The organism is Enterovibrio norvegicus DSM 15893, assembly GCF_900115495.1.
Lineage (GTDB): Bacteria > Pseudomonadota > Gammaproteobacteria > Enterobacterales > Vibrionaceae > Enterovibrio > Enterovibrio norvegicus.
In genome coordinates, this window is the sequence record NZ_FOWR01000007.1 from 113,886 (window position 1) to 135,135 (window position 21,250).

The window sequence follows — 21,250 nt, forward strand, 5'->3', positions numbered from 1 at the left end:
TGCATTTTTCATTAATCACCACAGTGCGAGAATATGCTGCACTGTGGTGATGCCTCACGTAATTACCGCTTAACGGAAAAACCACCACCAAACATCTAGAGGCCACCTCCGACCCCCTCTTTTTGCCGCTTAACACGCTATTCGTCCACTCACCGAGTTTGTCCGCGCCAACACTCCGCCTTCGCCATATAGTCGCGTTGTGATTTCATTCAATAAGGACGATTGCAATGCTGTGGTTTCTTACCTGTGTCGCTGCTCTGATTGGCGGCTACTTACTCTACGGGGCGTTCATTGAGAAGATTTTTGGCATCAATGAAAATCGCCCGACACCTGCACACACTAAAACTGACGGCGTGGACTTTGTGCCCATGTCGACCAAGAAAGTGTATTTGGTTCAGCTACTGAACATTGCCGGTGTGGGTCCTATTTTCGGCCCAATCATGGGTGCCTTGTACGGCCCAGCAGCCATGTTATGGATTGTGGTTGGTTGTATCTTCGCGGGTGCCGTTCACGATTACTTCTCCGGCATGTTATCGATCCGCAATGGCGGCGCATCCGTTCCTACGATCACAGGCCGATACCTTGGCAATGGCGCAAAACACTTTATGAACATCTTTGCCATTGTGCTTCTGCTGCTCGTTGGCGTGGTGTTTGTCTCTGCGCCTGCCGGCATGATCACCACACTGGTGAACGAACAAACGAGTTTTGATATCAGCATGACCTTTATGGTGGTGGTGATTTTTGCTTACTACATCCTCGCGACCATTGTGCCTGTCGACAAAATTATCGGGCGCTTCTACCCATTCTTTGGCGCACTCTTGATTTTCATGTCCGTGGGCCTGATGACAGCCATTGGCCTATCAAGCGAACACACCGTCATGGGTGGCTTTGCATTCAGCGACATGTTCACCAACATGAACCCAAATGACATGCCATTGTGGCCAGCACTGTTCATTACCATCGCCTGTGGTGCCATCTCTGGCTTCCACGCAACCCAGTCGCCACTGATGGCGCGTTGCATGGAAAACGAAAAGAACGGTCGCTTCGTGTTTTATGGTGCGATGATCGGCGAAGGCATTATCGCCCTGATTTGGTGTGCAATTGCGTTGTCATTCTTCGGCACACTGGAAGGCCTGCACGATGCAGTGGCTAACGGTGGCCCAGGTAATGTGGTTTACGGCGCATCCTTTGGTTTACTCGGCGTGTTCGGTGGTGTGATTGCCTTCCTCGGTGTGGTGATCCTGCCTATCACCTCTGGAGACACCGCGTTCCGCTCTAGCCGCTTGATTCTTGCTGAGTACTTCAACATGGAACAAAAGACCTTACGTAACCGCCTACTGATGGCAATGCCGCTATTTGTTATTGGTGGCATTCTTACCCAAGTCGACTTCGGTATCATTTGGCGCTACTTCGGTTTTGCTAACCAAGCAACCGCCGTCATGATGTTGTGGACTGCCTCGGCGTACCTGCTCCGTCATAACAAACTGCACTGGGTCACCACGATTCCAGCGATGTTCATGACAACCGTGTGTGTCACGTTCATCTTGAACAGCAGCACACTTGGTTTTGGTTTACCAATGAACGTATCCACCGTCGCAGGTATTCTGTTCGCACTCACCGCGACAGGCTACGTGATTAAAACATCAAAAGGGAAAGGTGAAGATGCACTCCCGGATGATGAAAAACCACAGGTCGAAACCAAAACGGCGTAGACACCAAGATCAGTGGACACTAGAAAGCGCAACATGAAGAGTCTGCTTCCGCAGGCTCTTGTTGTTTATAGATTTTTGAACGTTAAAATGCCCCTACTTTCTACCATGACAGTTTTCAATAGCGTGGGCATTGCCCATTAAAGGCACAACATGGAATTGATACTCTCGCTCCTTCAGCAAATGTGTGTGTTCCTCGTGTTGGCCTATATGCTCAGCAAGACACCCATTATTCTTTCCCTGCTGAACATCTCTTCCCGCTTGAGCAACAAACTCATTTGCTACGTGTTGTTTTCTGGCTTTTGTATTCTCGGTACCTATTTTGGCCTACAAATTGATGATGCCATCGCCAACACCCGCGCTATTGGTGCCGTCATGGGCGGCTTGTTTGGTGGGCCTGTTGTCGGATTTCTGGTGGGGTTAACTGGGGGAATTCATCGTTATACCTTGGGTGGGTTCACCGATGTTGCCTGTGCCATCTCCACCACTGCAGAAGGCTTAATTGGTGGCTTTTTACATGTGTACTTGATCAAACGAAACCGTGGCGCACAGTTGTTTAACCCGTTTGTGGTGTTCGGCATTACCTTTGTGGCAGAGGCGGTGCAAATGCTCATTCTCTTGATTGTCGCTAAGCCCTTTGACCAAGCTTACAATCTGGTCTCAGCCATTGCTGCCCCCATGATCATTGCAAACGCCTTTGGCGCGGCCTTGTTCATGAGTATCTTGCAAGACAGAAAAACCATCTTCGAGAAATATTCCGCCACCTTTTCCCGTCGAGCATTAACGATTGCCGATCGTTGTGTTGGCATTCTGCACAGTGGTTTTAACAGCGCCAATGCCGAGAAAATCGCCCGCATTATTTACGAAGAAACCAAGGTAGGCGCAGTCGCAATCACCGACAAAAACAAAATACTCGCCTTCGTCGGCATTGGAGATAATCACCATAAACCGAACACACTCATCTCCTCTCAGAGCACGCTCGATGCCATGGCAAAGAACAGCATCATTTACCTTGATGGTGCTGAACGCCCGTATCAATGCAGCTTGTCCTCCGACTGCAAGCTCGGCTCAGCGCTCATTATCCCGCTTCGCACGGGTGATGAGGTGGTCGGCACCATCAAATTGTATGAGCGAAAGCACAAGCTCTTTTCGACGATCAATATGTCGATGGCAGAAGGCATTGCGCAGTTGTTATCCAGCCAAATTCTGTTTAGTGGTTACCTTGAACAAAAGTCCCTGCTGACCCAATCAGAAATCAAGCTGCTGCATGCGCAAGTGAACCCGCACTTTTTGTTTAATGCATTAAACACCATCAGCGCCATCATTCGCCGTGACCCCGATAAAGCCCGACAGTTGATCCAAAATCTGTCACAGTTTTTCCGAAGCAATTTAAAACAGAACATCAACACCGTGACACTTCGCGAAGAACTCGCCCATGTCGATGCTTACCTCAGCATTGAAAAAGCCCGTTTCACTGACAGGCTCTCAGTCAGCGTGGAAATTGACAGCGCCCTGCTTGAGACAACACTGCCGAGCTTCACCTTGCAGCCTTTGGTTGAAAATGCCATTAAACACGGCATATCCACCTTGCTTGAAGGGGGCACAGTGCGAATCTATAGCGAAACCATCCACGGACATACCGCCATCACCGTTGAAGACAATGCAGGGTGTTACCAAGCGCCTGATGAAGAACATGTGGGATTGGGGTTGGATATCGTTTCAAAACGCCTCTCGCATCAATTTGGGCGTGACGCATCGCTAAAAATCACGAGAGAGCCAAACACCTTTACGAGAATGACGTTTATTATCCCCGCTTCATGAATGCGTAAAGGTGCATAAGGCAATGTTAACAGCGCTGGTAATTGACGATGAGCAGTTTGCTCGTGAGGAACTGGCAGAACAGTTGTTAGAAAGCGGGCTGATTGAGGTGATTGGTGATGCGTCCAATGCCATTATTGGACTAAAGAAAATCAATGCATTGAAGCCCGACGTGGTCTTTCTTGATATTCAAATGCCACAAGTCACCGGCATCGAACTCTTGAGCATGTTAGATCCAGACACCATGCCGCAGGTGGTGTTTGTGACCGCTTACGATCAATACGCCATTCAGGCCTTTGAAGACAATGCCTTCGATTATTTGCTCAAGCCGGTTGAACCCAAACGCCTGCAGAAAACCTTGCAGCGCCTCAATAAGCAAACCGAGAAAAGCGCGCCGAAACCGCACTACGCCGCCATTGCTCCCGAGCAGCTCATACATATTCCTTGCGTAGGCCACCACCGCATCCTTCTTATTCCCATCGAACAGGTCGAATGCGTATACAGTGATCTGAGCGGTGTGCATGTGCGCTCCGATCGCCAATCTGCCAGTACGCAACTGACGTTGAAAACACTGGAAGACAAAACCACCTTGGTGCGTTGCCACCGCCAGTATTTGGTGAGCATCCACCATATCAGCGAAATTAAATTGCTTGAGAATGGATTAGCGGAAATCGTCACGCTGAGCAAACATACTGTCCCAATCAGTCGTCGCTATCTGAAAAACGTCAAAGAACTGATCGGCATTGGCGCGTAACAGCGCCAATGATTGTTCAAAGCCTGACCATTTACCCTTCACCTTCACATTAATGCATTGATCAAAAAGCAATATCTTGCAGGGAACACCCCGCCGATCTACATTAATCCCAAGCGCGTGCATCGTATAATGGCTATTACCTCAGCCTTCCAAGCTGATGATGCGGGTTCGATTCCCGCTGCACGCTCCAACCTTTACCTCTCCGCAATCCACCTTTCTTGTTTCCCGTTAAGTAAAAGCAATCTCAGATGATGCCTGCACAGGCGTGTACACTTTTATCGCAACAGAGTCTGGGGCAATCAAAGACAGCAACTGCAAAAATGACGTTTTTTCTGCCATCAAGGCACTTGATTGCTGCGCATCGTGTTCCGTTTCCCAATAATAAAGCTGCATCCAATCCCCATTGCTGGCTTGGCAAAGCGACTCATGCAAAAAACCAGGGAGCGTTTTCAGATCCACCAGCATGTCATCAATGGCTGCTGACATGTCTTCCGTACTCACGCCCTGCTTGGCCTGCCACGTAACGGTTTCAACCACATAGTCCTTCAAATTCATTGGCTTCTTTTCCCTCTTTGATGAATATCGAGACACTCTAGCTGTTGCCCATATTGAGATAATCACTAAATATTAGAAGTATCAGTTTCCAAAAATGAACGAATACTGCCGTGACCAATTTCAAACATGCCCTTTTGTTTAAACACGTCGTCGAACAAGGCTCAATGGCCTCTGCTGCAAAAGTCATGAACATCACCCCTTCCGTGGTGAGTAAGCAGATTGCAGAGCTCGAAGCGAGCCTTGGGGTGCAATTATTGGCGCGCACGACCCGCAATGTGACGGTCACCGAAGATGGTGCGCATTTTTATCAAACCTTCTGCCAAATCGGCACAGATTGGGAAGAATTACTCGCCGAAACCAAACACCGAAAAGCGCAACCAACGGGCGTTCTTTCTCTGGCGTCACCCAGTCTTGTGCTTAGCCGAGTGCTTATGCCTCAACTCGACATATTCAGACAGCAGTTTCCAGACATCTCACTCAACCTGACCAATACAAACTATGACGAGATTCCGGTGCAAGGCGCTGATATTTCTATCGCAAGAGAAGTCGAACACCTCGATGCAGCAATGTTTGTTGGGGTGCCATTAATGACGTTCCAGAACGGCCTATTTGCATCGCCGCTTTACCTTGAAACTCACGGCACACCCAATAGCCTTGCCGAACTAGAACAGCATCAATGCCTCACTTACGGCGTAGGAAATGGCAAGCAGAGTACCGAAGGAAAAATGGGAAGCGAATGGACATTCGAACAGGGAGCGTCCGTCAAGATCACCTCCTCGATACGCTCTGACAGCACAGAGGTATTGATTCAGGCCGCCATTCAACACCAAGGCATCGTCTATATACCGCGCTTAATCATTCAAAACGAAGTCGATGAAAAAGCACTGATCGCTGTGTTGCCTGATGTGGGTATAAGCCGTCCCTTTCGCTTGTTTGCCTACTATCGAAAACAAGCCTACTTGCCACGAAAATGCCGCGTAATGCTTGATTTCTTAAAGGCGCAATATGCGTAGAACACCCAAATTCAGTGCCCTACGCAATGCCGCACGCAGCGTTAGTACGCCATAGCCGGACTTAACTCATTCTTTTACGGAGAAATGTTCTCAGTGGCTGACTACCGCGGTAGATAAGCAAGGACAGCAAAATCAGCGAACAACCCGCTATCTTATGAGCAGGCATGGCTTCGTGATACCACACCACGCTCAGCACCACGGTCCAGACGGGCTCTAAGATCATGATAATGGCCGCATTTGCCGCATTCGCGCCTTTTTGCCCAAAGGTTTGCAGCAAATAGCGCAAGCTCGTCGCCACAACCACACTCAAGGTGAACCAACCCCAAATCACAGGAGGTACTGCGTCAGGCCAGGTTTCGACACACAGCGACACCAATGAAGCAATCACGCCCGTCGTAAACAGTTGAACACACGTAAGCACCAAGGTTGGAATGCGCTTGGCATAGCGGCTGTTCACGTTAAAGTGGATAGCTAGAAAAACAGCGGCCAGCAGGAACCAAATCTGACTAGGCGATAATTGCCAACCCACGCCGCCCAGCGACAATAACGCCAAACCAGCAACCGCAATCGGCATGGATACCCAGAAAATTCGCGGCGGTGTTTGCTTAAATAGCCCCCATGCCACCAAAGGCACGATCAGCATTGAAAGGCTCATGATGAATGCCCCCTCCCCCAGCGATGTACTGACCGACATGGCGAAAATCCAGAACAGCAACGCCCCAGACAATAAACTGCCAACGCCCGATGCACGCACTAAGTCGCCCCTATCAACACGCTTCAAACTGCCAATACAAAACGGCAGTAAACAGACAGACGCCAACAAAAAGCGGAGGCCGATAAAGCCAAACGGAGGCAAACCCTGTATCGCCTCTTTAGAGAAAATCCATCCCCACGCGGCCAACACGGTCACAATCAGCAAAACCAAAGACGCACGTCTTTCAGACAACATTACACACCACATCAAATAGGGAAGGAAAAGCGGCCGCCATTATTCCACTGGAAAGGGAAATTGAACATCACAGTCGGTGAAAAGATCCAAAAACACGCGTCGTTCAAGCCGAAAATGACAGCGTATGATCTAAACCTCTTCTCAATTGTTTGACCCTTTTCGTTCAACCTTGCTGATACGATGAAAATTGGATGCAAGCACAAGCAAACTTGTGCGAAAACAAAAGGGACGAACAATGAAAAAAACACTCCTTATCGCGGCGATGGGTCTAGTTGGATTAGGCCTTTCTAGCATTGCGAACGCAGATCAGTTGGAAGACATTCAAGAAGCAGGCGTTATCCGTGTAGGAACCACGGGTGATTACAAACCGTTTTCATTTTATGACGGCAAAACGTTTTCAGGTTATGACATTGATGTGGCACAGCACCTTGCCGACCAGCTTGGCGTGAAACTTGAGCTGGTTCAAACCACATGGAAAGGCTTGGTGAGTAACCTTCAAGAAGACAAGTACGACATCGCCATGGGCGGCATTACACGCCGTATGTCTCGCCAATTGGCAGCAGAGCAAACTAAAGGCTACATGGTGTTTGGCAAATGCTTCTTGGTGGCAAAAGGCAACGTTGAGAAGTTCAATTCGCTAGAAGAAGTGAACAAAGCGTCGGTACGCGTTGGCGTCAACATTGGTGGCACCAATGAAAAGTTCGCAGACAAAAACCTGCCTAACGCGACATTTACCCGCTACGAAAACAACCTTGATGTGCCAAAAGCCGTGGCAGCGGGTGATGTTGATGTCATGGTGACTGAAACGCCAGAAGGCCTGTTCTATCAAGTGACTGACGCGCGTTTAGAAGCCGCACGTTGTGACGAACCCTTCACCCGCAGTCAATTCGGTTATCTCATACCAAAAGGCGAACAGCGTTTACTCAACACCGTGAATTTCGTCATGGATGAAATGGTGCTTAAAGGTGTTGCTGAAGAACTTATGCAGAAGAACTCTCTCAAGTAAGTTCGCACTAACTGCACAAAGCCGCACAAAGCTGTGCAAAGTATACAAAGCGCACATCCTCCCCAGCCTCACGGGGAGGATGATTCCCTCTTAACCCACTTTCACACTACTTCTTCAAATATTCGACAATAAGCCACCCAGTGACTTGAAGGTTTTCTATATTCACTACCACACTGTTAGTGAGCACTTCTCGATTGAAAGCCACGTCACGCCAGACCAAGCCGATCCAATCCAAACAAGGGAGGCGACATGCTGCGTTTTTTTACCATTGATGCCGGGCTCATCACTGAAATACATGCCTATGATTACGACGACATGAATCTGCTCGTCGAAAAAGCAGCCTGGATTGACGCCCACGATCCCAGCGAGCACGAAAGAGAGGTTATTAGCTCACTCCTCAGCATTGAATTGCCCGAATCTGACGATGTTGATGAAATCGAATCCTCTGCACGTTTCTTCCTCGATAAACGTGGCCTTCACGTACACTCTCTGTTTCTCGCAAAAAGCGAAGGCAAACACAATACGGTGTCGGTCGCCTGCATTTTACAAAGCAAGCGACTCATCACGATCCGCGACGGGGATATTGCGGATTTTCGCTTGATGAGACTGCGTGCACGTCGAGGGCAGATTCGCTGCAAAGACATAGAAACGCTGTTGCTAACGATCTTGGAACAAAAGGTCGAAAACCACGCAGACATGTTGGAGGATTTGCATCGCCAGCTAGAGAAAATCAGTCATGCTGTGTTGGAAGATGACGACTCCGATCTCGAAGAATGCATCAGCCAACTAGCGCGACAAGAAGATAGCAACGGCAAGGTTCGGTTGTGCTTGATGGATACGCAGCGCGCCATTTCATTCTTGCTGCGCCACCTTCAATCTCGCAGCGAACACAGAGAAGATCTGAACGAAATCGTGCGCGACATTGACGCCCTGCTCTCTCACACCACTTTCTTGTTCGACAAAATCAATTTCTTGATGGACTCCACACAAGGCTTCATCAACATCGAACAAAACCAGATCATCAAAATCTTCTCCATCGCCGCTGTCGTCTTTCTTCCACCCACGGTTATCGCCAGTATCTACGGCATGAACTTTGAAAACATGCCGCTGCTGTCGTGGCACTACGGATACCCTTTTGCCCTCTGCTTAATGGTGGCATCAGGCATCGCACCGTTGCTGTATTTCAAGCGGAAGGGGTGGTTGTGAATGCACAAGTAACGCTGCCACAAAAAACTACGCATCGTTTGTTTCAATAAATTGCCTATTCTCTTCACGAATAGCCGCGGCGGCATCATCATACAAAAACGGAAGAAACGCATACCGCGAGCCTTTTGTGACCTTCTTTGCTTCATGCAGTAGCGAGCAAGAGAACACGCATGCCCCCCCTGCTGGCACAACATACCGCTGGCGACCAAACTCGGGAAAGCTGAGTTCGCCACCTTCGTATTCATCCGTATTGAGGTTTATCGATACCGCAAAGCGTCGATGTGCCGTGCCTTTGGTTGTGTTGTCGCGGTGGGCGCGAAAATGCCCAGAAGTCGCGCTGTCATAGCAAGCAACGATATATCGCTCGATTCGTGTGGTATTAAACTGAAAGGCTTTTTGAATCTCAGGTAATAAACGAAATTTCATCCGCATCATGCACGCTTCTCGCAGTTGTTTATCGTCGATCACCTCATCACTTCGTCGCTTGTGTTTATGGTTTTCAACGTAAACTGTCTTGCCGCCGATCTCCTGCATGTAACCAGACTCTTTACCACCTCTCTCATCGTAGAATTTGATTAACTCTCGGCAAAAGGCAGGCTCAAAAACGCGAGGAACAATCAGCACGGGGGCTGGAATATCAGCGATGGTGCTAGGCTTCATCGTCGGTAAGCTCGACAACACCGAGAGGACCTTAGCAACATGCATTTCGCCAAACTGCGTCGATGTCACCGTAATGTTCGCAACTATACGAAGGCGTTCATCCAACACGTAAGTCTGTGGCAATGGCGTTCCTTGTGCGCTCACCGCACCATACTTCGCACTCACCAACTTATTGAAATCTTGAAACAGATGCACACCCAAAGTGCGCCCATCGAAATGAGGCTCCGAACCGTCATTCTGGTCGGTTGTTACGCCAAAGAATGAACACGAAAAGGCATCGAACGTATCTTCAAACTGAAAAAAGGCATCCACGGTTTTTCGGCACATGTCCTGTGTGAGAGAACCGAAAAAATGCAGAACAATATAGCGCCCTGCAACCGTATGAAATTTGAATTTAGGGCTTTGCGGAGAGCGGCATTCAAACCATGGTGCAGGCTCGCCAAGCCTCGGCTTTTTTATATCCATAACCAATAAACCTAGATGCGAATCGAAGCTGACTACATCGCGCACCATTGCCGTCCAAGTGGGTAAACTCGATTGGGCAACAAAGCGCGAAGCATGTGTATCTGCGTACTCTATTCAACTAGGCGGATAAAATCTGTCTGAGGCTTGAGAGTGGAGTGCAAAGAGGGAGAATGAGCGTGTATACCAAATAACCTCAAGATGCAGGATTCAGAGCTTCTCATTTCGTTCAATTTGAGGAAAAAAACCACAGTAATGGTGAGCCATTTCGAGGTTTTTTGACAAAAAAGTGAGTGAAATGAGAGGCTCCCAAAGGGCGAGTTTTGCTGCCGGCCATGCTTTGTTGCTGCTTTTTAACGTAGAACAACTATGTTTTCAATTGAGCGCCGCGCCTGCCAGCCAACAAACTCTCGCTGAACAAGCACCTTGAGGTTGTTTGGGTATATACAACGGTGATGAGAGCCCCTGAAACTTCATTGAATATAAGACTGCCAACATTCGAGTCACACACTCCATTGACAGCATTCAAGCGACTTTCTAGCATCCTAGTTCAGTCAAAGGAAGATAAAACAGAACACGCTCACGAACCCATACCGAATACGTGAGTGAGACTCAGTTTGGCGATATAAAGGAATATGTAGCATGTACGTTTATCACCACCGAAAACCATTAATAGAATGGTTACACATAGTCACTTTGACCATCATGTCTCTCTTCTTCTGTGGATTTGCAGTCGCAGAAAGCACAGCGCTTTTCTCCGCGCTTCCAGAAACTAAAAAGCCCAAACGAGATGATCGTCACTTCACCTACTACCCCTTGGTTGTGAGCATAAATAAAGAGGGCATCACAACTCAGGATGTTGGCGGAAAACTTGATCGTTTTGGCTACAAATTACCTAGCAACTACGAACCGTCATTCGCGGTAAACAACTACAAAGCACAAATTGAAAAGCTAGGTGGCGAGATCGTATTTGAGTGCGAAAAGGAAGCCTGTGGGGATATTAAAGCCCTGATCAACGTGGTTCGGCCTGAAGACCATATTTCCAAAGATCTAACGTCGATGCTTACCGCAAAAATCCAAACTGAAAATAAGACGCTCTTCATTTCCGTGTATTCATCCCGCTGGAAAAATGGAGGCGGACTGCAGCTTGATATCCTCGAAGAAATCCCAGAACCCTTAGATTTAGTCGTTGTAAACCCAAACTACCTTAGCGAAGAACGTGTCCCTAAAGTGTTTAAAGATATGTCAAAAAAAGACATTAAAAACACGTCTGACCACCCCATGGTTAAGCGACTACCTGGCGCTTACATTCAAAAATATCAACAACATGACTTCGGCCAAAGCGATGTAATGATAAATATTGATGAAAAGAAAAACCTCATCGCACGCAATCTTGAGGGCCGCATCACGGACATCGCCTATCGCTTACCGAGGACCTATTCAGAATATGAAGTAAACGCCAATTATGCCTCCGCATTGCGCAAACTTGGCTTTACGAAGATGTTTAGCTGTGTGGGCCTGAAATGTGGGAAAGATGACAAAGTACAAAGAGCTCTCGACTCGCTGATCAGTGTTGGTTCCGACGAAAATCAATTTTATTCACTCTACCGACTAGACCGCCCCGAAGGCGCTATCCATGCCATGGTTTATATTACTGGCTTCAAAGGTGGCCTATGGGTGGAGCTTCGTGTCATTGAAGAAACAGCGTTAAACGATGAAAGGTTAGTGATTGACCTAGAAGGCTTAACCAACAAAATTGAGCAATCTGGACACGTCGCCCTTGATGGTCTTTTGTTTGAGTTCGACCGCGACACCTTACTTCCCGAAGCTCATGTGGTGGTAGAAACGCTCGCGACCTATTTGAAAAGCAAACCCAATCGACGCTTCTACATCGTCGGTCACACAGACGATCAAGGCAGCCAAGCGTACAACCAAAACCTTGCTGAAAAACGTGCAAAACGCGTGGTGAACATACTCACTGAAAAACACACAATTCCCGCACATCAGCTCACCCCAAAAGGTGTGGGCGAATACTCTCCGGTTGGGAACAACCTCACCGACGAGGGGAAAAAGCAAAACCGACGCGTTGAATTGGTGCTGCGCTCTGACGAAAAATAGGCAGAGAAAAGCAAATATGCCTGTCGCTTTCGCATAACAATGAAAAAGAACCGAATTTCTCGGCCCTTTTTCATTTGCTGATCGATAGATCTTAGCCTTGGTTAAACCACTTACTTCACTAAACCAAGCACTGTTTTGAATCCATCAGCACGGCAATCTTCCACCAGCTCATAAAGGCACATTTCAAGGCCTGTGATGCCTATACCTTTCGAGGAAAGCTTTGAGATAGCGAGGCACGTATTTTCTGGGGCGCGAGAAGAAACGCAATCTTGAACGAGTTCGACCGTGCAGCCAAGTTGGTGAAGATGTTGAGCGGTTTGGTAAACGCAGATGTGCGCTTCAATGCCGCAAATGAGCCAAGTGGTCACATTGGCGTGTTTTATCGCTTCAAGAAAAGCTGGGGCTTTGCAGGCGTCAAAGGTGAATTTAGGAATGGCGGGGTTACCCGTTAACAGCGCTTGAAGCTCATCAACTGTCGAACCAAGTCGCTCAGGGTTCTGCTCGACCAAAACAATCGGCAAACCCAAGGCTTGGGCGCCTTTTACCAGTTTAACGGTGTTGGCGATCAGTACGTCGCTGTCATGCACCAATCGTGCTAGCTTGCCTTGTACATCTACGACAATCAGGCCTGTGTTTTCGCGGTCTAACATTGGCTTGCCCTTCTCTTTCGTTTTTCTGTTATCGACAGTTAATGCCCATGAATTTTTGGCTGGTAGAGAACCCATGTCTCTCATACAAAGCATGGGCGTCGTCAGTAGCAAGCATCATGAGCTGCCCTTTCCAACGCGCGTCATTCACTACGGTATCAACCAACCATTTTCCTAATCCTTTACCTCGATAATCCGGGTCAACAATCACATCCGCCACATACGCAAAGGTGCTGTAATCCGTTACGACACGAGCAAAGCCCACAAAGTAGTCGTTATCACACAGAGAAAAACATTCAGAATGCTTAATAGACCGCGTAATGGTGTCGATATCGCGATCATGTGCCCAGTAAGATCCTGCGAGCAGTGCCTTCAACCGTAAAACATCAACCTTACTTTCATCATTGCTGATCGAAAACCCTTCCCTGTTGTAGGTCATCCCTTTCCTTCTAATTTCAATGCTGTACGAGCCTGAAAAAACCATACCAGAAACGATGAATTAAGTGCGTGTTTCAAGCCTATTTACCGCACTATCATGCAGAATCTGCCAAGGGCTTAACGAAAAACCGCATGAGAAAAATCACTCTCACCGAAGATAAATGTCGGTCAGCACTTAGAGAAATAACCATAAGGCTCAAATAAGCCAGTATAATATCAACATTGAGTCTCTATGTTCATTTGAACGTATAGCTTCTTCATACACTGGTTCTCGTTCACTTACTGAGGAGAAGCATAATGAAAACAACACTATTGGTTGCACTGCTTGCAGCGACGTCTTTTACAAGTTCCGCGATGACACTCACTAGCCAAGATATTCAAGAAGGCTCGCGCATGGCAAATACGTTTGCCTATAACGGTTTTGGCTGCACGGGAGACAACCTTTCCCCGCAGTTAAGCTGGAACGATGCACCCGAAGGCACAAAGAGCTTTGCCATCACCGCATTTGACCCTGATGCACCAACGGGCAGCGGTTGGTGGCACTGGGTCGCATTAGATGTTCCTGCATCCACACACAGCGTAAAGCGCGGTGCATCAGGCGATATTAAAGGTGCGAAAGAAATGAGTAACGATTATGGCGCGACAGGTTTTGGCGGCGCATGCCCACCCAAAGGACATGGCATGCACCGTTACCAGTTCACTGTATGGGCGCTGCCAACTGAAACGCTAGGTCTGCCAGAAAAGCCGTCGAACGCGCTCATCGGCTATATGCTAAATAGTTCGGCACTCGAAAAAGCCACGCTCACGGCAACGTTTGTCACTGAATAAACCGACCAAGAACGAAAACAGGTAACGAGACGAACACGTATGACGAAACTTTTGGTGCAGACTGGCCAATTTCGAGGCACACAACGCCAACCCCTTCGGAATGTGCTGATTCATGCTCCCACCATTGTTTGGGTGCATCGCGGTCACAAGCAATTGTGGTGGCATGATGCACCCCACCGTTATACACCGTCAGACTGGCTGGTTGTGCCAGCCAGTCATTACCTGACCTTTGTGAACGAACCCGACCAAACCCAGTTTTTTTCGCGCACCATGACATTTCATGAAGCGCCTCCGTCAGAATGGATTCAAGAGTCGGCAGAAAAGGCACTTCACGCGGAACCGCGCGTACAGGTCACACCGCAATTGGATTATTGCTTCAACGCCTTGTTTGATATGTCAGAGAAAGCCCTCTCACACGATACACAACGGCAGTTTTTATTGGGTTTCTATGCCGAACTTAAGCATGTGGGTGCATTGCATTTATTGTTCCCAGGGGAAAGGAAAAGTGTGCGGGAGCGTTTGGCCAGTTATCTCAGCATCAATCCTGGCGACGCACATCACATCGAAACCGTCGCCAACCACTTTTCGATGAGTCGCGCGACCATGGTGCGTCGGCTGAATGCTGAAAGCACCTCGTTCCGTCAGGTTCTCACGCATGTAAGAATGAATTACGCCCTGAGTTTGATGCAGTCATCCCGATCGCAATTGGATGTCGCACTCACGTGCGGCTACCAATCTGAAGCACGATTTTCCAGCCGATTCAAACAAGAATTCGGCCTTACACCTCGTCAGTATCTTAAAACGCTCTAGGGTCAACAGACCCTAATATCATGATTTATTGATGCAAGTTGGCATTTCTGGTTTTTTCCCCTCGAATTTATATTGATAGTTCGAGTACAACTCTGGGTCTATACTTAAATATATAACAGAGCACCCGCAATACATTGGACGCCTCTCAACGCGATGGATTCGCGCCACTACTCGCAAGCAAGACTGTTTTGCTGCGCAACGTCTCAGGCCTAACCTCTCTGACGACCGTCATTGTGTATGACGCTAAATGAGCTAAACAGGCACTGAGCATAAGGAACAACCATGGAATCAGCCGCACCTCAACGCATTCAGTATTTTCTTCGTTCAATGAGTAACGACGTTAAAGCCTACAACAAACTGCTGTCTCTATTGAAACAACAAAAAAGCCTTTATACCGAGCGCGACGGCAAAGCGATTGAAGCGAACATTCGCCTTCAAGCGCCCCTTCTTCAACAACTGCGCCGTACATCCAAAGAACGTATGGAGTGTTTAATCTCGTTAGGTTTACCCGCCAATGAAGACGGCGTCGCACAGCTCATGCGTGAACTACCCGAAAAAATCGCCGCACAAGCAAACCTGCAATGGACAAGCCTTCATCAGCTCATTCTTGAGTGCCAAGCGTACAGCACGAATGACGGACACGAGTCTGCTACCTTCCACGAACTCGCACGTCAAATGACACAAAAGGACACACCGCAACAGGCTAGCCCTCTCTGATTTTTAAAGCCCGTGACGACCACGGGCTTTTCATTTACTTCAGCTTCACTCCACCTTCTGCTGTTGCCTCTCATCGTGCATATCAAGCACCTCACGCATCCATCATTTCCCTAAACGCACGCCTTTTGCTCTTTCTATTAATGAGTAGTTAGTGAATTAGCTCAAATTCAGCATGCAACATCGCCCCAAATAGCCGATCAAAATCACAACCATAAACACGAAACAAGATTCATCGAAACGTTTCGATTATCGTTAGCGAAACGTTTCGATGACACCCAAATGACGCTGTGACTTGATGTCTTTACCCAAGAAGAAAGACGACACGTCATCACGAATAACCGACATAACAAGGTTAATAAATGAAAAAAAGCACCCTACTGAACGCCGACATTGCCTACCTCACTGGCACCCTTGGTCATACCGATGAAGTCACCATTTGCGATGCTGGTTTGCCGATCCCTGAACATGTTCAGCGTATTGATTTGGCGCTTACCCGCGGCGTTCCGAGCTTCCTAGACACCGTGCGTGTTTACTTGACCGATTCACAGATTGAAGGCGTGATCATGGCCGAAGAGTTCGCCACTGTCAGCCCAGAGTGCCACCAAGCCTTGCTAGAAGCACTCAAGCAGGAAGAACAACGCTGCGGCAAAACCTTCTCCATCCAATACGTTTCCCATGAAGCATTTAAACAGCGCACCGACAACAGTCGCGCCGTGATCCGCACTGGCGAATGCACCCCTTACGCCAATGTGATTTTCCAAACGGGTGTGGTGTTTTAATCCAACGTTCTGAGGACCAAATATGACTCAAGCAATCTTGCAGCTGAACGAGATAGAAAAAGCCTTCCCCGGCGTAAAAGCCTTGGATAAGGCAAGTTTGAATGTCTATCCCGGTCGCGTTATGGCATTGATGGGCGAGAATGGCGCAGGCAAATCCACGCTGATGAAAGCGTTGACGGGTATCCATGCTTTGGATGGCGGCAGCATTCATTACCAAGGTCAGCCCGTGGCATTTAAAGGCCCGCGCGATTCTCAGCTCGCGGGTATCAGCATCATCCACCAAGAGCTGAACTTGATCCCACAATTGACCATTGCCGAGAACATCTTTCTTGGCCGCGAATTTACCAGCAAATTTGGGCGTGTTGAATGGGACAAGATGTATGCCGAGGCGGATAAACTCCTTGCCCGATTAAACGTAAAGCACAGTGCGAAAACCTTGCTCGGTGATTTGTCGTTGGGCGAACAGCAAATGGTCGAAATCGCGAAAGCGCTGTCGTTCGATTCCAATGTGATCATCATGGACGAACCGACTGATGCGCTGACGGACACCGAAACCGAATCGCTGTTTAACGTGATCAATGAACTTCGCGATCAAGGCTGCGGGATTGTTTACATTTCTCACCGTTTAAAAGAAATCTTCACCATTTGTGACGATGTCACGGTATTGCGCGATGGCCGCTTCATTGGCGAATGCCAAGTGGCAGACATCGACGAAGATCAGCTCATCGAAATGATGGTGGGCAGAAAACTCGATGAACAATACCCGCGCATAGCAGCCACCCATGGCGAGACAAGCTTAGAGGTCATCAATGTCTCTGGCGTTGGAATTAACGACGTGAACTTCACGCTCAAACGCGGTGAAATTCTCGGCGTTTCGGGCTTGATGGGGGCGGGTCGCACCGAACTCATGAAAACCATTTATGGCGCGCAACCTTTGCACAGCGGTGATATCAAATTGAACGGCAAAGCCATTAACCCTATCAGCCCTCGTGACGGCCTTGCCAACGGCATTGCGTATATCTCTGAAGACCGCAAAGGCGACGGCTTAATCCTCGGCCTTTCCGTCAAAGAAAACATGTCGTTATGCACCCTAGACACACTGAGCAACGGCATGCAAATCCGTCACGGCGACGAAGTGATTGCCGTCGATGACTTCATCAAATTATTCAACATCAAAACGCCAACGCGCGAACAGTTAATCGGCAATCTTTCTGGCGGTAACCAACAGAAAGTCGCCATCGCCAAAGGCTTAATGACCAAGCCACATGTTCTGATTTTGGATGAACCCACCCGCGGCGTAGACGTTGGGGCGAAGAAAGAAATCTACCAATTAATCAATAAATTCAAAGCCGATGGCATGAGCATCATCCTTGTTTCTTCTGATATGCCAGAAGTGCTCGGCATGAGCGATCGCATCATGGTGATGCACCAAGGTCGCATCACTGGCGAGTTCGATGCCAAAGACGCCGACCAAGAAACATTACTAGCCTGCGCTGTAGGTAAATACGTTAAGAAGGATGCAGCATGAGTAGCAACCCAATCGCCCAACCAACCCCCCACGACAACAGCAAAAAGCTGTTTAGCAAAGCATGGTTGATTGAACAAAAATCGCTGATTGCCTTACTGTTTCTGATTGTTGTTGTGTCGTTTTTAAGCCCGAACTTTTTTACCGTCGACAACATTCTCAACATCCTGCGTCAAACCTCGATTAACGCCATCATTGCTGTCGGCATGACCTTGGTCATCCTGACGGCTGGCATTGATTTGAGCGTCGGCTCAGTACTCGCTTTGTGTGGTGCCTTTGCTGCCAGCTTGATTGCAATGGAAGTCCCGGTACTGATTGCCGTGCCAACCGCCCTGTTTGCAGGTGCTGTATTGGGCGCGATCAGCGGCATCATCATCGCTAAAGGCAAGGTGCAAGCCTTCATCGCCACCCTTGTCACCATGACCTTACTGCGCGGTGTAACCATGGTGTACACCGAAGGCCGCCCTATCTCAACGGGCTTTACGGACACTGCCGATGCGTTCGCTTGGTTCGGTACAGGCTACGCGCTGGGTATTCCTGTTCCTGTCTGGTTGATGGTGATTGTGTTCGCGGCTGTGTGGTACTTGCTTAACCACACCCGCTTCGGTCGCTACATCTATGCATTAGGCGGCAACGAATCAGCCACTCGCCTTTCAGGAATCGATGTCGACAAAGTCAAAATCGGCGCGTACGCCATCTGTGGCCTGTTGGCGGCACTGGCGGGCATCATCGTGACCTCTCGTCTTTCTTCTGCACAGCCAACCGCAGGCATGGGCTACGAGCTTGATGCTATCGCCGCGGTCGTGCTGGGCGGCACCAGCTTGATGGGCGGTAAAGGCCGCATCATGGGTACCTTAATTGGTGCGCTGATCATCGGCTTCTTGAACAACGCCCTGAACCTGCTTGATGTGTCCTCTTACTACCAAATGATTGCCAAAGCCGTCGTGATTCTGCTGGCCGTCATGGTAGATAACAAAAACAAGTAAACCGAAATACCCATTTTCATTGCAAGACGAAAACCAATCCAAAAACGTGTAGAAAGCGCGCTTGCCGTCCCCGCGGCAAGACGCGCAAACAAAACTAAAGGAAAGTGACATGAAAAAACTCTCAATGCTCATCTCTGCTGCCCTGCTGTCCTCCACTGCGTCAATGGCGGTGCACGCGCAAGACACCATGGCGATTGTCCTGTCGACCCTGAACAACCCATTTTTCGTCACCATGAAAGACGGCGCCGAAGCCAAGGCACAAGAACTGGGTTACGACTTGATCGTGCTTGATTCTCAAAATGACCCAAGCAAAGAACTGTCAAACGTGGAAGATTTAACCGTGCGTGGTGTCAAAGCCATCCTGATCAACCCGACCGACTCCACCGCGGTTTCGAACGCGATTCGTATCGCTAACCGTTCAAACATTCCTGTGCTGACGCTTGACCGTGGTGCAGCACGCGGCGACGTGGTGAGCCACATTGCTTCTGATAACGTGGCTGGCGGTGAAATGGCAGGTCGCTACATCCAAGAAAAAGTGGGCGAAACGGCGAAAGTCATTCAGCTTGAAGGCATTGCGGGAACATCTGCAGCCCGCGAGCGTGGTGAAGGTTTCATGAATACCGTGAACAACAGCGACATGGAGTTGCTGGCAAGCCAACCTGCGGATTTCGACCGCACTAAAGGTCTGAACGTCATGGAAAACATGCTGGCGGCAAACCCTGATGTGCAAGCTGTGTTCGCACAAAACGATGAAATGGCACTGGGTGCCCTTCGCGCTGTTCAAGCATCAGGTAAAGACGTGCTGATTGTTGGTTTTGATGGTACAGATGATGGCATCGCGGCGGTCAAACGCGGAAAGCTTGGCGCAACCATTGCACAACAACCTGATATGATCGGCGCTATCGGTGTTGAAACTGCTGCCAAGGTATTGAAAGGTGAAAACGTTGAGGCCTCTATTCCTGTGCCACTGAAAGTGATTACGCAGGAATAAACGCAGGGACAGCATAATCTATTCCCTTTACTGAACGGTGGAGGGAATGGATTAGAGATTAGAGATTTGAGATTTGAGATTTGAGATTTGAGATTTGAGATTTGAGATTTGAGAAAAAGCGTAACGATGTTGCCGGAAATAAGAATAGAGAAAACAAGAGAAAAAACAGCACTGTGCTTTTAGTCCCCTCCACTTTTCAAGAAGAAAAATGGGCAGGGATTAGCGCGTGGCCCACGAAAGCCCAATGCTCTTTTTTTATCTGATTACGTCACCGTAGCAAACGCATTGGTGTCGCGTGACGAAAAATAACGAATAGGCGCTTGAGCGTCGGAGAACAAACAATGAATCAGTTAGTCGTCCTTGGTAGTGTTAACGCAGACCATGTCCTTCAGGTGCCTTCTTTCCCGCGTCCGGGTGAAACCTTGCATGGCCGCAATTACCAAGTGATTCCAGGCGGTAAAGGCGCAAACCAGGCAGTGGCAGCGGCGCGTTTAGGCGCAGACATCGGTTTTATTGCCTGTGTGGGTGACGATGCGTTTGGCATCAACATTCGCGAGAGCTTCAAAGAAGACGGCATCGCCGTTGATGGGGTGAAAATTGAGGCTGGCACGCCGACAGGTATCGCCATGATCCAAGTGGCAGATAGCGGCGAGAACAGCATTTGTATTTCGGCTGAAGCCAACGCCAAGTTAACCGCAGACGCCATTGAGTCTGATCTTGAGGCGATTCGCCAAGCAAGCTACTTACTCATGCAGCTTGAAACCCCAATGGACGGCATTGAACGCGCGGCGTTAGTCGCCAAAGAAAGCAACACCAAAGTGATCCTCAACCCTGCCCCTGCCCTCCCATTATCCGATGAACTGCTGGCGCGCGTGGACATGATCACCCCGAATGAAACCGAAGCCGAACTGCTGACGGGCATTGCAGTTGCCGACGATGCTAGCGCCCAGCAAGCAGCGACTGTAATGCACGAAAAAGGCATTGAAACCGTGATGATCACCCTCGGAGCGAAGGGTGTGTGGGTGAGTCAGAAAAACGAAGAGAAAGGGCAAATCATTCCCGGTTTCCGCGTGGAAGCAACTGACACGACAGCCGCTGGCGATACCTTTAATGGCGCACTCGTCACTGGTCTATTGGAAGCAATGCCTTTAGAATCAGCGATTAAGTTTGCCCACGCTGCTGCTGCCATTTCGGTGACACGCTTCGGTGCACAAACGTCTATTCCAAGCCGCGCAGAGGTTGATACCTTTTTGGCAGACCAGCAATAATCGGAGCATCA

Annotated in this window: 20 protein-coding genes and 1 tRNA gene; 16 read left to right on the plus strand and 5 right to left on the minus strand. The window is 48.8% G+C overall.

Features of this window, described 5'->3' with window-relative positions; translation table 11 throughout:
* Window positions 1-227: 227 nt before the first annotated feature.
* From BM082_RS06190 to BM082_RS06205, 4 genes are all read left to right on the plus strand, one after another.
* Entirely contained in the window at window positions 228-1,712 is a 1,485-nt protein-coding gene (locus BM082_RS06190; RefSeq protein ID WP_017017697.1) for a carbon starvation CstA family protein, read from the plus strand.
* 150 nt (window positions 1,713-1,862) lie between these two features.
* Window positions 1,863-3,530 carry a sensor histidine kinase gene (locus tag BM082_RS06195; RefSeq protein ID WP_074925886.1) on the plus strand — a complete coding sequence of 556 codons (1,668 nt, stop codon included), beginning with the start codon at window positions 1,863-1,865 and terminating at the stop codon, window positions 3,528-3,530.
* A 22-nt stretch (window positions 3,531-3,552) separates the two neighbouring features.
* Entirely contained in the window at window positions 3,553-4,281 is a 729-nt protein-coding gene (btsR, locus tag BM082_RS06200) for a two-component system response regulator BtsR (protein WP_074925890.1), read from the plus strand.
* Window positions 4,282-4,396: 115 nt separating this feature from the next.
* Window positions 4,397-4,471: transfer RNA gene (locus BM082_RS06205), tRNA-Gly, on the plus strand.
* Between the two features lie 38 nt (window positions 4,472-4,509).
* Here BM082_RS06205 and BM082_RS06210 read toward each other — a convergent pair.
* On the minus strand, window positions 4,510-4,836 hold the full coding sequence (locus BM082_RS06210; RefSeq protein ID WP_017010126.1) for a hypothetical protein: 327 nt from the start codon (window positions 4,834-4,836) through the stop codon (window positions 4,510-4,512).
* Window positions 4,837-4,946: 110 nt separating this feature from the next.
* Between BM082_RS06210 and BM082_RS06215 the strand changes: the two genes are divergently transcribed.
* A complete protein-coding gene (locus tag BM082_RS06215) occupies window positions 4,947-5,849 on the plus strand; it encodes a LysR family transcriptional regulator (protein ID WP_074925895.1) in 903 nt (300 codons plus the stop codon).
* Between the two features lie 61 nt (window positions 5,850-5,910).
* On the opposite strand, the gene BM082_RS06220 is transcribed toward BM082_RS06215, so the two are convergent.
* Complete coding sequence (locus tag BM082_RS06220; protein WP_074925899.1) at window positions 5,911-6,798, minus strand: DMT family transporter; 888 nt, start codon at window positions 6,796-6,798, stop codon at window positions 5,911-5,913.
* A 235-nt stretch (window positions 6,799-7,033) separates the two neighbouring features.
* Between BM082_RS06220 and BM082_RS06230 the strand changes: the two genes are divergently transcribed.
* Together BM082_RS06230 and corA are read left to right on the plus strand one after the other, a co-directional pair.
* Window positions 7,034-7,804, plus strand: a complete 771-nt coding sequence (locus BM082_RS06230) for a transporter substrate-binding domain-containing protein (RefSeq protein WP_017010123.1) — start codon at window positions 7,034-7,036, stop codon at window positions 7,802-7,804.
* A 249-nt stretch (window positions 7,805-8,053) separates the two neighbouring features.
* Window positions 8,054-9,010 (plus strand): magnesium/cobalt transporter CorA, encoded by a 957-nt coding sequence (gene corA, locus BM082_RS06235; protein ID WP_017012918.1) that lies wholly within the window; start codon window positions 8,054-8,056, stop codon window positions 9,008-9,010.
* Window positions 9,011-9,037: 27 nt separating this feature from the next.
* Here corA and BM082_RS06240 read toward each other — a convergent pair whose 3' ends face one another.
* On the minus strand, window positions 9,038-10,135 hold the full coding sequence (locus BM082_RS06240; RefSeq protein ID WP_241810464.1) for a redoxin domain-containing protein: 1,098 nt from the start codon (window positions 10,133-10,135) through the stop codon (window positions 9,038-9,040).
* Between the two features lie 639 nt (window positions 10,136-10,774).
* On the opposite strand from BM082_RS06240, the gene BM082_RS06245 reads away from it, so the two are divergent.
* Complete coding sequence (locus BM082_RS06245) at window positions 10,775-12,250, plus strand: OmpA family protein (protein ID WP_074925910.1); 1,476 nt, start codon at window positions 10,775-10,777, stop codon at window positions 12,248-12,250.
* Window positions 12,251-12,360: 110 nt separating this feature from the next.
* Here BM082_RS06245 and BM082_RS06250 read toward each other — a convergent pair whose 3' ends face one another.
* Together BM082_RS06250 and BM082_RS06255 are read right to left on the minus strand one after the other, a co-directional pair.
* Entirely contained in the window at window positions 12,361-12,900 is a 540-nt protein-coding gene (locus BM082_RS06250; protein WP_017012915.1) for an isochorismatase family protein, read from the minus strand.
* 28 nt (window positions 12,901-12,928) lie between these two features.
* The gene (locus tag BM082_RS06255; RefSeq protein WP_017012914.1) at window positions 12,929-13,336 is read right to left on the minus strand and encodes a GNAT family N-acetyltransferase; all 408 of its coding nucleotides are present in this window, start codon (window positions 13,334-13,336) and stop codon (window positions 12,929-12,931) included.
* A gap of 296 nt (window positions 13,337-13,632) precedes the next feature.
* Here BM082_RS06255 and BM082_RS06260 point away from each other — a divergent pair, with 296 nt between their 5' ends.
* The 8 genes from BM082_RS06260 to rbsK all read left to right on the plus strand — a co-directional run bounded on the left by BM082_RS06260 (window position 13,633) and on the right by rbsK (window position 21,239).
* Entirely contained in the window at window positions 13,633-14,163 is a 531-nt protein-coding gene (locus BM082_RS06260) for a YbhB/YbcL family Raf kinase inhibitor-like protein (protein ID WP_074925914.1), read from the plus strand.
* A gap of 39 nt (window positions 14,164-14,202) precedes the next feature.
* The gene (locus tag BM082_RS06265; protein ID WP_017012912.1) at window positions 14,203-14,973 is read left to right on the plus strand and encodes a helix-turn-helix transcriptional regulator; all 771 of its coding nucleotides are present in this window, start codon (window positions 14,203-14,205) and stop codon (window positions 14,971-14,973) included.
* 282 nt (window positions 14,974-15,255) lie between these two features.
* Window positions 15,256-15,690: a flagellar protein FlgN gene (locus tag BM082_RS06270; RefSeq protein WP_074925918.1), complete on the plus strand. Its 435-nt coding sequence runs from the start codon at window positions 15,256-15,258 to the stop codon at window positions 15,688-15,690.
* A gap of 359 nt (window positions 15,691-16,049) precedes the next feature.
* Window positions 16,050-16,469 carry a D-ribose pyranase gene (rbsD, locus tag BM082_RS06275; RefSeq protein WP_074925921.1) on the plus strand — a complete coding sequence of 140 codons (420 nt, stop codon included), beginning with the start codon at window positions 16,050-16,052 and terminating at the stop codon, window positions 16,467-16,469.
* 22 nt (window positions 16,470-16,491) lie between these two features.
* On the plus strand, window positions 16,492-17,997 hold the full coding sequence (gene rbsA, locus BM082_RS06280) for a ribose ABC transporter ATP-binding protein RbsA (protein WP_074925924.1): 1,506 nt from the start codon (window positions 16,492-16,494) through the stop codon (window positions 17,995-17,997).
* Window positions 17,994-18,980 (plus strand): ribose ABC transporter permease, encoded by a 987-nt coding sequence (rbsC, locus tag BM082_RS06285; RefSeq protein WP_074925928.1) that lies wholly within the window; start codon window positions 17,994-17,996, stop codon window positions 18,978-18,980. Before rbsA ends, rbsC begins: the two co-directional genes overlap by 4 nt.
* Window positions 18,981-19,089: 109 nt before the next feature.
* The gene (rbsB, locus tag BM082_RS06290) at window positions 19,090-19,971 is read left to right on the plus strand and encodes a ribose ABC transporter substrate-binding protein RbsB (RefSeq protein ID WP_074925932.1); all 882 of its coding nucleotides are present in this window, start codon (window positions 19,090-19,092) and stop codon (window positions 19,969-19,971) included.
* 341 nt (window positions 19,972-20,312) lie between these two features.
* Window positions 20,313-21,239, plus strand: coding sequence for a ribokinase (gene rbsK, locus BM082_RS06295; protein ID WP_074925935.1), 927 nt, complete (start codon window positions 20,313-20,315; stop codon window positions 21,237-21,239).
* Window positions 21,240-21,250 lie beyond the last annotated feature (11 nt).

What these genes read in the sequence shown, in the direction of transcription:
- BM082_RS06190 (WP_017017697.1), top strand. Translation starts at nt 228, where the DNA reads ATGCTGTGGTTTCTTACCTGTGTCGCTGCTCTGATTGGCGGCTACTTA.
- BM082_RS06195 (WP_074925886.1), top strand. Translation starts at nt 1,863, where the DNA reads ATGGAATTGATACTCTCGCTCCTTCAGCAAATGTGTGTGTTCCTCGTG.
- btsR (WP_074925890.1), top strand. Translation starts at nt 3,553, where the DNA reads ATGTTAACAGCGCTGGTAATTGACGATGAGCAGTTTGCTCGTGAGGAA.
- BM082_RS06210 (WP_017010126.1), bottom strand. Translation starts at nt 4,836, where the DNA reads ATGAATTTGAAGGACTATGTGGTTGAAACCGTTACGTGGCAGGCCAAG.
- BM082_RS06220 (WP_074925899.1), bottom strand. Translation starts at nt 6,798, where the DNA reads ATGTTGTCTGAAAGACGTGCGTCTTTGGTTTTGCTGATTGTGACCGTG.
- BM082_RS06230 (WP_017010123.1), top strand. Translation starts at nt 7,034, where the DNA reads ATGAAAAAAACACTCCTTATCGCGGCGATGGGTCTAGTTGGATTAGGC.
- corA (WP_017012918.1), top strand. Translation starts at nt 8,054, where the DNA reads ATGCTGCGTTTTTTTACCATTGATGCCGGGCTCATCACTGAAATACAT.
- BM082_RS06240 (WP_241810464.1), bottom strand. Translation starts at nt 10,135, where the DNA reads ATGGATATAAAAAAGCCGAGGCTTGGCGAGCCTGCACCATGGTTTGAA.
- BM082_RS06245 (WP_074925910.1), top strand. Translation starts at nt 10,775, where the DNA reads ATGTACGTTTATCACCACCGAAAACCATTAATAGAATGGTTACACATA.
- BM082_RS06250 (WP_017012915.1), bottom strand. Translation starts at nt 12,900, where the DNA reads ATGTTAGACCGCGAAAACACAGGCCTGATTGTCGTAGATGTACAAGGC.
- BM082_RS06255 (WP_017012914.1), bottom strand. Translation starts at nt 13,336, where the DNA reads ATGACCTACAACAGGGAAGGGTTTTCGATCAGCAATGATGAAAGTAAG.
- BM082_RS06260 (WP_074925914.1), top strand. Translation starts at nt 13,633, where the DNA reads ATGAAAACAACACTATTGGTTGCACTGCTTGCAGCGACGTCTTTTACA.
- BM082_RS06265 (WP_017012912.1), top strand. Translation starts at nt 14,203, where the DNA reads ATGACGAAACTTTTGGTGCAGACTGGCCAATTTCGAGGCACACAACGC.
- BM082_RS06270 (WP_074925918.1), top strand. Translation starts at nt 15,256, where the DNA reads ATGGAATCAGCCGCACCTCAACGCATTCAGTATTTTCTTCGTTCAATG.
- rbsD (WP_074925921.1), top strand. Translation starts at nt 16,050, where the DNA reads ATGAAAAAAAGCACCCTACTGAACGCCGACATTGCCTACCTCACTGGC.
- rbsA (WP_074925924.1), top strand. Translation starts at nt 16,492, where the DNA reads ATGACTCAAGCAATCTTGCAGCTGAACGAGATAGAAAAAGCCTTCCCC.
- rbsC (WP_074925928.1), top strand. Translation starts at nt 17,994, where the DNA reads ATGAGTAGCAACCCAATCGCCCAACCAACCCCCCACGACAACAGCAAA.
- rbsB (WP_074925932.1), top strand. Translation starts at nt 19,090, where the DNA reads ATGAAAAAACTCTCAATGCTCATCTCTGCTGCCCTGCTGTCCTCCACT.
- rbsK (WP_074925935.1), top strand. Translation starts at nt 20,313, where the DNA reads ATGAATCAGTTAGTCGTCCTTGGTAGTGTTAACGCAGACCATGTCCTT.